The organism is Streptomyces soli, assembly GCF_003999195.1.
In the GTDB taxonomy this organism is placed as follows: Bacteria; Actinomycetota; Actinomycetes; order Streptomycetales; family Streptomycetaceae; genus Actinacidiphila; species Actinacidiphila soli.
The window spans coordinates 57,090-68,558 of sequence record NZ_RJVR01000057.1 but is presented as its reverse complement, the minus strand read 5'-3'; the positions used below and the strand labels follow the sequence as shown (position 1 = coordinate 68,558).

At 70.9% G+C, this 11,469-nt stretch carries 14 protein-coding genes and 1 pseudogene; 7 read left to right on the top strand and 8 right to left on the bottom strand.

Annotated features, from left to right (window positions below):
• Window positions 1–236 (top strand): annotated as a pseudogene (locus tag EFK10_RS46975) (streptophobe family protein); the annotation flags it as partial.
• A 67-nt stretch (window positions 237–303) separates the two neighbouring features.
• Complete coding sequence (serB, locus tag EFK10_RS04275) at window positions 304–1,530, top strand: phosphoserine phosphatase SerB (protein WP_127354437.1); 1,227 nt, start codon at window positions 304–306, stop codon at window positions 1,528–1,530.
• A gap of 18 nt (window positions 1,531–1,548) precedes the next feature.
• On the opposite strand, the gene EFK10_RS04270 is transcribed toward serB, so the two are convergent.
• From EFK10_RS04270 to EFK10_RS04260, 4 genes are all read right to left on the bottom strand, one after another.
• Window positions 1,549–2,070, bottom strand: a complete 522-nt coding sequence (locus tag EFK10_RS04270; protein WP_127354436.1) for a SixA phosphatase family protein — start codon at window positions 2,068–2,070, stop codon at window positions 1,549–1,551.
• Between the two features lie 76 nt (window positions 2,071–2,146).
• Window positions 2,147–2,347: a hypothetical protein gene (locus EFK10_RS04265; protein ID WP_127354439.1), complete on the bottom strand. Its 201-nt coding sequence runs from the start codon at window positions 2,345–2,347 to the stop codon at window positions 2,147–2,149.
• A gap of 166 nt (window positions 2,348–2,513) precedes the next feature.
• On the bottom strand, window positions 2,514–2,636 hold the full coding sequence (locus tag EFK10_RS51855) for an SGM_5486 family transporter-associated protein (RefSeq protein ID WP_265737468.1): 123 nt from the start codon (window positions 2,634–2,636) through the stop codon (window positions 2,514–2,516).
• 33 nt (window positions 2,637–2,669) lie between these two features.
• Window positions 2,670–3,920: a CynX/NimT family MFS transporter gene (locus EFK10_RS04260; protein WP_240676975.1), complete on the bottom strand. Its 1,251-nt coding sequence runs from the start codon at window positions 3,918–3,920 to the stop codon at window positions 2,670–2,672.
• A gap of 46 nt (window positions 3,921–3,966) precedes the next feature.
• On the opposite strand from EFK10_RS04260, the gene EFK10_RS04255 reads away from it, so the two are divergent.
• On the top strand, window positions 3,967–4,647 hold the full coding sequence (locus EFK10_RS04255) for a FadR/GntR family transcriptional regulator (protein WP_127354434.1): 681 nt from the start codon (window positions 3,967–3,969) through the stop codon (window positions 4,645–4,647).
• Here EFK10_RS04255 and EFK10_RS04250 read toward each other — a convergent pair.
• The 3 genes from EFK10_RS04250 to fabG all read right to left on the bottom strand — a co-directional run bounded on the left by EFK10_RS04250 (window position 4,628) and on the right by fabG (window position 6,513).
• Window positions 4,628–4,939, bottom strand: coding sequence for a hypothetical protein (locus EFK10_RS04250; protein ID WP_206305297.1), 312 nt, complete (start codon window positions 4,937–4,939; stop codon window positions 4,628–4,630). The genes EFK10_RS04255 and EFK10_RS04250 overlap by 20 nt on opposite strands.
• Before the next feature lie 84 nt (window positions 4,940–5,023).
• Window positions 5,024–5,803, bottom strand: coding sequence for an enoyl-ACP reductase FabI (gene fabI / locus EFK10_RS04245; RefSeq protein WP_127354433.1), 780 nt, complete (start codon window positions 5,801–5,803; stop codon window positions 5,024–5,026).
• 5 nt (window positions 5,804–5,808) lie between these two features.
• Window positions 5,809–6,513, bottom strand: a complete 705-nt coding sequence (gene fabG / locus EFK10_RS04240; RefSeq protein WP_127354432.1) for a 3-oxoacyl-[acyl-carrier-protein] reductase — start codon at window positions 6,511–6,513, stop codon at window positions 5,809–5,811.
• 298 nt (window positions 6,514–6,811) lie between these two features.
• On the opposite strand from fabG, the gene EFK10_RS04235 reads away from it, so the two are divergent.
• From EFK10_RS04235 to EFK10_RS04220, 4 genes are all read left to right on the top strand, one after another.
• Entirely contained in the window at window positions 6,812–7,168 is a 357-nt protein-coding gene (locus EFK10_RS04235) for a hypothetical protein (protein ID WP_127354431.1), read from the top strand.
• Between the two features lie 494 nt (window positions 7,169–7,662).
• The gene (locus tag EFK10_RS04230; protein WP_127354430.1) at window positions 7,663–9,186 is read left to right on the top strand and encodes a TldD/PmbA family protein; all 1,524 of its coding nucleotides are present in this window, start codon (window positions 7,663–7,665) and stop codon (window positions 9,184–9,186) included.
• Window positions 9,183–10,577 (top strand): metallopeptidase TldD-related protein, encoded by a 1,395-nt coding sequence (locus tag EFK10_RS04225; RefSeq protein ID WP_127354429.1) that lies wholly within the window; start codon window positions 9,183–9,185, stop codon window positions 10,575–10,577. Before EFK10_RS04230 ends, EFK10_RS04225 begins: the two co-directional genes overlap by 4 nt.
• Before the next feature lie 5 nt (window positions 10,578–10,582).
• Complete coding sequence (locus tag EFK10_RS04220) at window positions 10,583–11,134, top strand: RNA 2'-phosphotransferase (protein WP_127354428.1); 552 nt, start codon at window positions 10,583–10,585, stop codon at window positions 11,132–11,134.
• A gap of 18 nt (window positions 11,135–11,152) precedes the next feature.
• Here EFK10_RS04220 and EFK10_RS04215 read toward each other — a convergent pair whose 3' ends face one another.
• On the bottom strand, window positions 11,153–11,428 hold the full coding sequence (locus tag EFK10_RS04215) for a GlsB/YeaQ/YmgE family stress response membrane protein (RefSeq protein ID WP_127354427.1): 276 nt from the start codon (window positions 11,426–11,428) through the stop codon (window positions 11,153–11,155).
• Between the last annotated feature and the right edge of the window lie 41 nt (window positions 11,429–11,469).

Sequence of the window (11,469 nt, the reverse complement as noted above, 5' to 3'; positions counted from 1 at the left end):
GTGCGGCGGGCGGCGTGGGGGCGCTTCTGGCGCTGGCCACAGGGGCGGCGGGGCGGCGGGCGGCGCCGTATGCGCGGGGGCGGGGGCCGGGGCCGGTGGGGCCTGTCGGCGGTGACTCGTCACGTACGTATCCGGGCATCGCGTACCAGCCGGGGCCCTACATCCCGAGCCCGGTCTACCGGCCCGGCCAGGACGAGCCCAATCCGTACAAGGAGCAGCCGCCGACCCCGGGCTGAGCTGGGATGTCCGCCACGCGGGACGACGTGTCGCGGCCCGAGCGGAGCCCGATACGGTGGTGTCACCATGAACGACGTATCGCAGACCGTCAATGTGCCGACCCTCCTGGTCAAGATCTTCGGCAAGGACCGGCCCGGCATCACGGCCGGGCTGTTCGACACGCTGGCCGCGTTCGGTGTGGACGTGGTGGACATCGAGCAGGTCGTCACACGGGGCCGCATCGTGCTCTGCGCGCTGGTGACCAAGCCGTCCGGGCGGGGCCTGGAGGGCGAGCTGCGGTCGACCGTGCACAACTGGGCCGAGTCGCTGAAGCTGCAGGCGGAGATCATCTCCGGCATCGGCGACAACCGGCCGCGCGGCGAGGGCCGTTCCCATGTGACGGTGCTGGGCCACCCGCTCACCGCCGAGGCGACGGCGGCCATAGCGGCCACCATCACCGGGGCCGGCGGCAACATCGACCGGATCTTCCGGCTCGCGAAGTACCCGGTGACCGCCGTCGAGTTCGCGGTCTCGGGCGTCGCCACGGACACGCTGCGGCCCGCGCTGTCCGTCGAGGCGCGCGCGCGGGGCGTCGACATCGCGGTGGTGGCGGCCGGGCTGCACCGGCGGGCCCAGCGGCTCGTCGTCATGGACGTGGACTCCACGGTCATCCAGGACGAGGTCATCGAGCTCTTCGCCGCCCACGCCGGCACCGGGGCCGGGGAGAAGGTCGCCGAGATCACGGCCGCCGCGATGCGCGGCGAGCTGGACTTCGAGCAGTCCCTGCACGCCCGGGTCGCGCTGCTGGCGGGGCTCGACGAGTCCGTCGTCGACAAGGTCAGGGCCGAGGTCCGGCTGACGGCCGGGGCGCGGACCCTGATCCGTACGCTCAAGCGGCTCGGCTACCAGGTGGGCGTCGTCTCCGGCGGCTTTACGCAGGTCACCGACGACCTCAAGGAGCGGCTGGGGCTCGACTTCGCCGCCGCCAACACCCTGGAGATCATCGACGGCAAGCTCACGGGCCGGGTCACCGGCGAGCTCGTCGACCGGGCCGGCAAGGCCCGCCTGCTGCGGCGCTTCGCGGAGCAGGCGGGTGTGCCGCTCGGGCAGACAGTCGCCATCGGTGACGGGGCGAACGACCTGGACATGCTCAACGCCGCCGGGCTCGGCGTCGCCTTCAACGCCAAGCCCGTCGTGCGGCAGGCGGCCGACACCGCCGTCAACGTGCCCTTCCTGGACACCGTGCTCTACCTGCTGGGCGTGACCCGCGAAGAGGTCGAGTCCGCCGACGAACTGGACGGCACCGCCGACTGAACCGGCGCGCGCCGCGGCCTACTCGTGCGGGGCCCAGAAGTCCGTGAGCCGGGCGACGCCGTGTTCCACCGACTTCCAGGAACCGGAGAAGGTGAGAACGGCGACGGCGGCGGTGGGGAAGCCGCCGCGGCTGAGGCGGGTCAGGGTGTCGCCGTCGGCCTGGCCGGCGAGGGCGTCGGCGAGGGCCCGCATGGCGGGATTGTGGCCGATAACGAGCAAGTCGTTGATGTCGTCGGGGGTTTCGGCCAACAGCGCCAGGAGATCACCAAGGGTGGCGTCGTAGAGCCGCTCCTCGTAGACGGTCTTGGGCCGGTGCGACAGTTCGTGCACGGCCAGCTTCCACGTTTCGCGGGTGCGGGCGGAGGAGGAGCAGAGGGCCAGGTCGAAGGGGATGCCCAGGTCCGCGAGCCGGCGTCCGGCGGCAGGCGCGTCCTTGCGGCCGCGCTCGGCGAGGGGCCGCTCGTGGTCGGGTACGGCGGGCCAGTCGGCCTTTGCGTGCCGCAGCAGGACGATCCGGCGGGACGATGCAGCTTCGCTCATGCCCATCAGCTTTCCAGAAAACCAGCCATCAGGCGCGAGGTGTGGACGAGGTGTGGACAAGGGCCCGGTCCGATGCTCACAGCACCTGCCGGACAAGGTCGGGAATCGCCTGCGTGATCCGGCCGAGGAGGTGGACGAGCGGCTCGGCGGCCGACGGGTCGGCATGGGCCGGGGCCGCGACCAGCGCCAGAAGGGCGGCGAAGGCGAGGGCGGGCAGCGCGAGGGCCCACCAGGGGAGACGGGTCTGGGCCTGCCGTGCCGTCTGTCGATGGAACATCTGCGAGGACACGGGGACCGCCTCCGTGAAGGGCCGAGGTGCTGGCTGTGACTGCACTACGACGCTACGGAAGCGGGGCCCGCGGTCCCATCCGGTGGCCCACCCACTGCACCCTGACCCTGGCCCCCTAGGGGTGGTGGGGTTGTCCCTACCCCAGGCCTGAGGGTCAGCCGAGTCTGGCGGCGATGATGGCGACCACCGCGACGACCGCCGGGACGGCCATCATCAGGCCGAAGATGACGAGAAGCTTCTTCTGGGGCTGCGGCGGATCCGGCTCAAGTACGGGCATGCACTCAGTTTCGCACCGGGCCGGATGCGGCTTTTACCCGGGTCGCAGCTCGTCCTCGACGAAGCGGTTGCGGCCGGCGACGACACCGGCCACGGTCTGCGGCACCAGCAACGCCGTCATGAGGCCGATGGGCAGCCCCCAGCCGCCGCTGGACTGGTAGAGGGCGCCGACCAGGATGGGCCCGGGCACGGTGATGAGGTAGCCGGTGCACTGCGCGAAGGCGGAGAGCCGGACCACGCCCGAGGGAGTGCGCGAGCGCATCCCGATCAGGGTGAGCACGAGGGGGAAGGTGGAGTTGGCGACGCCGAGCAGGACCGCCCAGACCCAGGGCGCGGCGGCCGGGGCGAGCCACAGCCCGGCGTACCCGGCCACCCCGAAGGCGCCGAGGGCAACGGCGAGCGAGCCCTGGTGCCGCATCCGGCCGGCGAGGGCGGGGAGGACGAAGGACAGCGGTACGCCCATGCTCATCGTCACGGCGGACAGCATGCCCGCGGTGCCGGCCGGGACCCCGGCGTCGCGGAAGATCTGTGGCAGCCAGCCCATGGCGACGTACGCGCTGATGGCCTGGAGGCCGAAGAAGATCGCGAGCGCCCAGGCGGTACGGCTCCTGGTGATCCGTGCGCCCGTGGCGGTGACCTGGGGCGGCGCGGCGGCGGCGCCGGACCGGTCCCGTACGAGCATCACCAGCCACGGCACCACCGCGACGGCCGCGACCACGGCCCAGGCGCCCAGGCCGAAGCGCCAGCTGCCGCCCGCGGCGTCGGCCAGCGGGACGGTGATCGCGGAGCCGAGCCCGGCGCCGAGGGTCAGGGCCATGGAGTAGAGGCCGGTCATGGCGCCGACGCGGTCCGGGAAGTACCGCTTGACGATGACGGGCATCAGGACGTTGGTGACCGCGATGCCGGCCAGGGCGACGGCGCTGGCGGCGAGGAACAGCGCCGTGCCCCCGGCGAAGGGGCGCAGGCCCAGGCCGACGGCGATGACCGCCATCCCGACGCAGATGACGGCGGCCGCCCCGAAGCGACGGGCCAGGCGGGGCGCGGCCACGCCGAACACGGCGAAGCACAGGACGGGGACTGAGGTGAGCAGGCCGGCGACGGTGCCGCTCATGCCGAGGTCGCCGCGTACCTCCTCCAGGACGGCGCCGAGGCTGGTGATGGCGGGGCGTAGGTTGAGGGCGGCCAGCACCAGGGCGGCGACGATGACGGCGGTGGCTCCATGGGTGCGTACGCGGGCGGTGTGCGGCGGGGACACGACCGCGGTCGTGGCTTTGTCGGTACGCATGAAGGTCATCGTAGAATCATGGGATGAATATGGGAAGGGAGAGTCCATGCCGCTGACCTCACCCCGGCGTTCCGCGCTGGCCGACCAGGTGATCGCGCAGCTGCGCGCCCAGATCACCTCCGGCGAGTGGCCGGTCGGCTCGCGCATTCCGACCGAGCAGCAGCTCGTCGAGCAGCTCGGGGTGGCCAGGAACACCGTGCGCGAGGCGGTCCGTGCCCTCGCCCACAACGGGCTCCTCGACATCCGGCAGGGCTCCGGCACCTACGTCCTGGCCACCAGCGAGCTCGCCGGGGTCATGCACCGCCGCTTCGCCGACGCCGAGACGGGGCACGTGAGCGAGCTGCGCAGCGCCCTGGAGGCGGCGGCGGCGCGGCTCGCCGCCCAGCGGCGTACGGAACGGGACATCGCCAACCTGGACGCCGCCCTCGACCGCCGCGAGCGGGCCTGGGAGTCCGGTGACGCCGACGCCTTCGTCGAGGCCGACGCCACACTGCACCTGGCCGTCGTCGCGGCCTCCCACAACCCCGTCCTCGCCGAGCTCTACGCGGACCTGGGCCAGGTCCTGCGCGCCTTCCTGCGAGCGGACGTCGGCGAGGAGCTGCGGCCCGAGCAGTACGTCGACCACGCCCGGCTGGTCGAGGCGATCCGGGCCGGCGACGGCGACACCGCCGCGACGGAAGCAGCCGGACACGCCTTCAGCTGGTGCTTCAGCGTTCCCCCTGCGTAATGGTGACCCAGATCCGCTGGATCTCCTTCCAGCAGCGGTCCCCCATCGTCACCGTCTCGGCCGGCCCGATCTCCAGCAGCCGCCCGTCCACGTCCGGATCCCACCATCGTCGGCACTCGATGTGCAGCTGCACATGATCCTTCCGCGGGTCCGGGTTGTGGCACACCGCCACCCCCAGACTCCCTTGCACATGCGTACTACAGCCGGTATCGGCGTGAGCGGACGGACACGCGTACGCCGCCGCGAGGGCGGCTATCGCGGTCAGGACCAGGACTGCCGAGGTGCGCGCCATAGCCTCATCGTGTGCCCCCCACCACGCACAACGCCCAGTTCTGGTCGCCCGAACGGGCGAATCCAGAACCGGGCGAAGCAGCCGTTAGGCGCCGATCGCGTGCAGGCCGCCGTCGACGTGGACGATCTCACCGGTGGTCTTGGGGAACCAGTCGGAGAGGAGGGCGACGACGCCGCGGGCGGCGGGCTCGGGGTCGGTGAGGTCCCACGTGAGGGGGGCGCGGGAGTCCCAGACCTGGGCGAGGTCCTCGAAGCCGGGGATGGACTTGGCGGCCATGGACTTGATGGGGCCGGCGGAGATGAGGTTGCAGCGGATGTTCTTCTCGCCGAGGTCGCGGGCGAGGTAGCGCGATGTCGACTCGAGGGCGGCCTTGGCGACGCCCATCCAGTCGTACTTCGGCCAGGCGACCTGCGCGTCGAAGTCCATGCCGACGACGGAACCGCCGCGCTGCTCGAGCAGCGGCAGCAGGGCCATGGTCAGCGACTTGAGCGAGTACGCGGAGACCTCGACGGCGGTGGCCACGGACGGCCACTCGGTGTTGAGGAAGTTGCCGCCGAGCGCGTCCTGCGGGGCGAAGCCGATGGAGTGCACGACGCCGTCGAGGTTGATGCCATCGCCGATGTGCTCGGAGACCTTGGCGGCGAGGCCGTCGAGGTGCTCCTTGTTCTGGACGTCGAGCTCGATGACCGGGGCCGGCTTCGGCAGGCGCTTGGAGATGCGCTCGACGAGGCTCAGCCGGCCGAAGCCGGTGAGGACGACCTCCGCGCCCTCCTCCTGGGCGAGCTTCGCGACGTGGAAAGCGATCGAGGAGTCGGTGAGGACTCCGGTGACCAGGATGCGCTTGCCTGCGAGGATTCCACTCATGGTGCTCAGTGACCCATGCCCAATCCGCCGTCGACGGGAATGACGGCTCCGGTGATGTATGCGGCCTCGTCGGATGCGAGGAAGCGGACCGAGGAGGCGATCTCCTCGGGCTGGGCGTAGCGGCCCAGCGGGACCTGCGCGACGATGCCCTTGCGCTGCTCGTCGGTGAGCACGCGGGTCATGTCGGTGTCGACGAAGCCGGGCGCGACGACGTTGACGGTGATGTTGCGCGAGCCGAGCTCACGGGCGACGGAGCGCGCGAAGCCGACCAGACCGGCCTTGGATGCGGCGTAGTTGGCCTGGCCCGCGGAGCCGAGGAGTCCGACCACCGAGGAGATGAGGACAATCCGGCCCTTACGGGCCCGCAGCATCTTCTTCGTGGCGGCCTTGACCACCCGGAAGGTGCCGGTGAGGTTGGTGTCCAGGACCGAGGTGAAGTCCTCGTCGGTCATCCGCAGCAGCAACTGGTCACGGGTGACACCGGCGTTGGCAACCAGCACCTCGACCGCGCCCTGCTCGGACTCGATCTCCTTGAATGCCTGCTCGACCTGCTCGGAGTCGGTGATGTCGCACTTGACGGCCAGGAAGCCGGCCGGCGGCTCTCCCGAGCGGTAGGTGATGGCGACTTTGTCGCCGGCGTCGGCGAAGGCGCGGGCGATGGCGAGGCCGATGCCCCGGTTTCCTCCGGTGACGAGAACCGAGCGGCTCAACGGATCACCCTTTCAATAGTCGTCTGGCTTACCTCGAAGCTATCGGTCTACGGGCCGGTACGGAGAATCGACCCTCGACAGGGGCTCGTACGGCTCTATGTCGGGTCTCTACAGAACAACCGAGTCCGAAGGGCTAAGCAACGTCTCAGCAAGGTCACCTCTCCCGGAAACCATCTCTGGGGTATGGCGTGCCTTGAACAAGCTGAGTGCGGTGCCTACAGAGCTACTGGGCATGAATGTCGCAGCCCTCTGGCAGACTGGGCCGCGGCCGAGAACACTCCGCAGAAGGGATCCAGGCATGTCCGCTCAGCACGCTGAACAGGACGGCCCCCTGATCCCGCAGCCGGTGATGACGCGAGAAGCGTTGCGGGAAGCGATTCGGCGGGTCGCGCTCCCCCGCCTTGCTGAGCTGGACCGAGAGTGCGCGGAGGCTTTCGACTGTGCTGTGCAAGCTCAGTCGACCAACCCTCTTCGGTTCTTCCTGGCCAAGTGGGCGACCGTCGTGGCCATCGAGCGCTGGCCCACCCGGGCTGCGGCCTTCCACGAGGCCGAACGACTCAGCGGCGACCCGAAGGCGAGCGAGCAGCAGTTTCGGGATGCCATGGAGACCACCGGCCGCATCCTTGGCGAGGCTCAACAGGAGATCGGTCTGTGACCGAACACCGGGAAGGCGTCGAGGACGAGACCGGTTGGGCCTTCGAGTACGACCCGAGCGCCGAGTGGGTGCTCTTCAGCCGGAAGTAGCGACTGCACTCGGGGTGCAGGACCAGGTCCTCGGCGAGCTGGGCGACCGTGCCGCCACTGCGGAAGTTCGGGTTGAGGGAGATCCGGGGGTCGGGCCAGCGCGCCTTGCGGTCCCGCTCACCGTCCAGGTGCCGTTGGATCTCGCGGCTCCTGACACCCACCAGCGAACTTGTAAAGGCGTCGTAGTCGGCGATGAGCTTCTGGTGAACCCCGAAAACATCCACAGTGAAGGCAATCTCCCCTTGCTTGCCGCGTGTCACCGGTCTCGTTTCCCGCCCCTGGGAAACCGGTGCCGATCAGCCTAGCGGGGGTGGGGGAAAGTCGTGGCCGGCAGGACTGTCGTAGCGGCATGATTCACTTCGGGAAGCTGTGGACGTGTCGCGTGGGCGAGAAGGGGAGGCCGCCGTGCCCCATGAGATCGATCAGTCATTTCTGGCGCTGCCGTTGCGCGCGCTGGCCGACGCGGCGCTGGCCAGGGCCCGTGCGCTGGGCGCCGATCACGCGGACTTCCGCTTCGAGCGGGTGCGCAGCGCGTCGTGGCGGCTGCGGGACGGCAAGCCCTCCGGCTCGTCGGACGGTACGGACGCGGGATATGCGGTGCGGGTGGTGCACGGCGGGGCCTGGGGGTTCGCGTCCGGCGTGGACCTGACGATGGACGCCGCGGCACGGGTGGCCGGGCAGGCGGTGGCGATGGCGAAGCTGTCGGCCAAGGTCATCGCGGCGGCGGGTTCGGACGAGCGGGTCGAGCTGGCTCCGGAGCCGGTGCACGCGGACAAGGTGTGGATCTCGGCGTACGAGACCGATCCCTTCGATGTGCCGGATGCCGACAAGACCGGGCTGCTCGCGGAGTGGAGCGGACGTCTGCTCGCGGCGGACGGCGTGTCGCATGTGGACGCGTCGCTGATGACGGTGCATGAGAACAAGTTCTACGCGGACACGGCGGGCACGACCACCACGCAGCAGCGGGTGCGGGTCCATCCGGTGCTCACCGCTGTCGCGGTCGACCCCACGTCGGGTGAGTTCGACTCGATGCGGACACTGGCGCCGCCGGTCGGGCGCGGCTGGGAGTATCTGACCGGCACCGCGTGGGACTGGGACGCCGAGCTGGCGGAGATCCCCGGGCTGCTGGCGGAGAAAATGCGGGCGCCGGCGGTGGAGGCGGGCACGTACGACCTCGTGGTGGACCCCTCCAATCTGTGGCTGACGATCCATGAGTCGATCGGGCACGCGACGGAGCTGGACCGCGCGCTGGGCTACGAAGCGGCATACGCGGGGACCTCCTTCGCGACCTTCGACCAGCTCGGCAAGCTCAAGTACGGCTCCGAACACCTGAATGTGACCGGCGACCGGACGGCCGAGCACGGCCTGGCGACCATCGGGTACGACGACGAGGGCGTGGCCGGGCAGTCCTGGGACCTGGTGAAGGACGGCACGCTGGTCGGTTACCAGCTGGACCGCAGGATCGCGAAGCTGACCGGCTTCGAGCGGTCCAACGGCTGCGCCTTCGCGGACTCCCCCGGGCATGTGCCGGTGCAGCGGATGGCGAATGTGTCGCTGCGGCCCGCGGCGGACGGCCCGTCGACGCAGGAGCTGATCGGCGGCGTGGAGCGCGGCATCTACATCGTCGGCGACCGGTCGTGGTCGATCGACATGCAGCGCTACAACTTCCAGTTCACCGGTCAGCGCTTCTTCCGGATCGAGAACGGGCGGCTGGCGGGGCAGCTCCGCGATGTCGCCTACCAGGCCACCACCACCGATTTCTGGGGTTCGATGGAGGCGGTCGGCGGCCCCGAGACGTACGTCCTCGGTGGCGCCTTCAACTGTGGCAAGGCCCAGCCGGGGCAGGTCGCGGCCGTGTCACACGGCTGCCCCTCCGCGCTGTTCCGCGGCGTCAACATCCTCAACACCACGCAGGAGGCGGGTCGATGAGTCCTCGCGTCAATGCCCCGCACGAGATCGTCGAGCGCGCCCTCGAGTTGTCACGCGCGGACGGCACCATCGTCATCGCCGACGAGGAGTCCTCCGCCAACCTGCGCTGGGCGGGCAACGCCCTGACCACGAACGGCGTGACCCGCGGTCGCACACTGACCGTCATCGCGACGGTGAACGGCACGCAGGGCACCGCCTCGGGTGTCGTGTCCCGGGCCGCGGTGACCGATGACGAGCTGGAGCCGCTGGTGCGGGCGGCGGAGGCGGCCGCCCGGGACGCGGGTCCCGCGGAGGACGCGCAGCCGCTGGTCGAGGGCGTTCCGGCGTCCCCGCACTTCACGGAGGGGCCCGCCGAGACCTCGTCGGAGGTCTTCGCGGCCTTCGCCCCGGCGCTGGGCGAGGCCTTCGCGACCGCGCGGGCCGGCGGCCGGCGACTGTACGGCTTCGCGTACCACTCGGTGACGTCCACCTACCTGGGGACCTCGACCGGGCTGCGGCTGCGGCACGACCAGCCGAGCGGCACGCTGGAGCTCAACGCCAAGTCCGAGGACCTGTCCCGCTCGGCCTGGGCGGGCGCGGCCACGCGGGACTTCAAGGACGTCGACCCCGGCGCGCTCGACGCGGACCTCGCCCAGCGGCTCGCCTGGGCCGAGCGTCGGGTCGAGCTCCCGGCGGGACGGTACGAAACGCTGCTGCCGCCGTCCGCCGTGGCCGACCTGGTGATCTACCAGCAGTGGTCGGCGGCGGCCCGGGACGCCCACGAGGGCCGTACCGTCTTCAGCAGGCCCGGCGGCGGCACCCGGGTCGGCGAGAAGCTCTCCGAGCTGCCGCTGACCCTGCGCAGCGACCCGGCCGAGCCCGGCCTGGAGTCGGCGCCCTTCGTGATCGCGCACTCCTCCGGCGACGCGTCGTCGGTCTTCGACAACGGGCTGCCCGTCGGGCCGACCGACTGGCTGCGCGACGGCGTCCTGGAGCGGCTGCTCACCACCCGGCACAGTGCTGCCCTCACCGGCCTCCCCGTCGCCCCCGTCGGCGGCAATCTGCTGCTCGACGGCGGCGGCAAGCGGTCGCTGGAGGAGCTGGTCGCCGACACCGAGCGCGGACTGCTGCTGACCTGCCTTTGGTATATCCGCGAGGTGGACCCGGCCACGCTGCTGCTCACCGGCCTCACCCGGGACGGCGTCTACCTGGTGGAGAACGGCGAGGTGACGGGCGCCGTCAACAACTTCCGGTTCAACGAGTCTCCGGTGGACCTGCTGGGGCGGGTCACGGAGGTCGGGCGTACGGAGCGGACACTGCCGCGTGAGTGGAGCGACTGGTTCACACGGGCCGCGTTCCCGGCCATGCGGGTGCCGGACTTCAACATGAGCTCGGTCAGTCAGGGGGTCTAGCGGCGGTGGACGAGAAGAGTACGGTCCGGACGTCGAAGTTCCTGTCGCGCGTGCTGCGGCACGATCCGGCGGCGATCGGCATCGTCCTCGACGAGGGCGGCTGGGTGGACGTGGAGGAGCTCCTCGCCGCGTCCACCCGGGCCGGCCGGCGCTTCTCGCGGGCCGAGCTGGACCACGTCGTGGCGAACAACAACAAGAAGCGCTTCGCCTACTCCGACGACGGCCTGCGGATCCGCGCCAGCCAGGGCCACTCGGTCGAGGTCGATCTCGGCCTGGCCTCCGCCGAGCCGCCCCCCGTGCTCTACCACGGCACCGCGACCGCCACGCTGCCCCTCGTGCTCCGCGAAGGCCTCAAGCCCATGTCCCGCCAGGACGTCCACCTCTCGGCGGACGTCGAAACGGCCCTGCGCGTGGGCTCACGCCACGGCCGCCCCGTGGTCCTGGTCGTCGACGCCGCCGCCCTGGCCACCGAGGGCCACATCTTCCGGCTCAGCGCCAACGGCGTCTGGCTCACCGACCGCGTACCGCCCGCACATCTGCGGCAGTACACCGGGTGAGCCTGGGGTGGGCCTGGTTCAGGCGGTCTTCTTCTGCCCCCGGATCGCGGCCCACAACGGGGTGCCCAGGGCGACGATGAGCACCGCCCCGGCGAGTTGGAGGGCATGCCGGCCCCAGTCGATGCCCTTCGTCTCCCCAATGCCGACCCACGCGGCGACGGCATTGCCGAGGATGCTGCCCAGGATGCCGTAGATCGTCGTCAGCCACAGCGGGATGTTCTGCTTCCCCGGCAGGATCGCCTTCGCGATCAAGCCCAGGACCAACCCGACGATGATCGCCCACAACCAGCTCATTCCCGTCGCCTCCTCGCGTGGGGGTGACCGACACGGCCGCC

Excerpts from the sequence above, each read along its gene's own strand:
- serB (WP_127354437.1), top strand. The coding sequence starts at position 304 with ATGAACGACGTATCGCAGACCGTCAATGTGCCGACCCTCCTGGTCAAG.
- EFK10_RS04270 (WP_127354436.1), bottom strand. The coding sequence starts at position 2,070 with ATGAGCGAAGCTGCATCGTCCCGCCGGATCGTCCTGCTGCGGCACGCA.
- EFK10_RS04265 (WP_127354439.1), bottom strand. The coding sequence starts at position 2,347 with ATGTTCCATCGACAGACGGCACGGCAGGCCCAGACCCGTCTCCCCTGG.
- EFK10_RS51855 (WP_265737468.1), bottom strand. The coding sequence starts at position 2,636 with ATGCCCGTACTTGAGCCGGATCCGCCGCAGCCCCAGAAGAAGCTTCTC.
- EFK10_RS04260 (WP_240676975.1), bottom strand. The coding sequence starts at position 3,920 with ATGCGTACCGACAAAGCCACGACCGCGGTCGTGTCCCCGCCGCACACC.
- EFK10_RS04255 (WP_127354434.1), top strand. The coding sequence starts at position 3,967 with ATGCCGCTGACCTCACCCCGGCGTTCCGCGCTGGCCGACCAGGTGATC.
- EFK10_RS04250 (WP_206305297.1), bottom strand. The coding sequence starts at position 4,939 with ATGGCGCGCACCTCGGCAGTCCTGGTCCTGACCGCGATAGCCGCCCTC.
- fabI (WP_127354433.1), bottom strand. The coding sequence starts at position 5,803 with ATGAGTGGAATCCTCGCAGGCAAGCGCATCCTGGTCACCGGAGTCCTC.
- EFK10_RS04235 (WP_127354431.1), top strand. The coding sequence starts at position 6,812 with ATGTCCGCTCAGCACGCTGAACAGGACGGCCCCCTGATCCCGCAGCCG.
- EFK10_RS04225 (WP_127354429.1), top strand. The coding sequence starts at position 9,183 with ATGAGTCCTCGCGTCAATGCCCCGCACGAGATCGTCGAGCGCGCCCTC.
- EFK10_RS04215 (WP_127354427.1), bottom strand. The coding sequence starts at position 11,428 with ATGAGCTGGTTGTGGGCGATCATCGTCGGGTTGGTCCTGGGCTTGATC.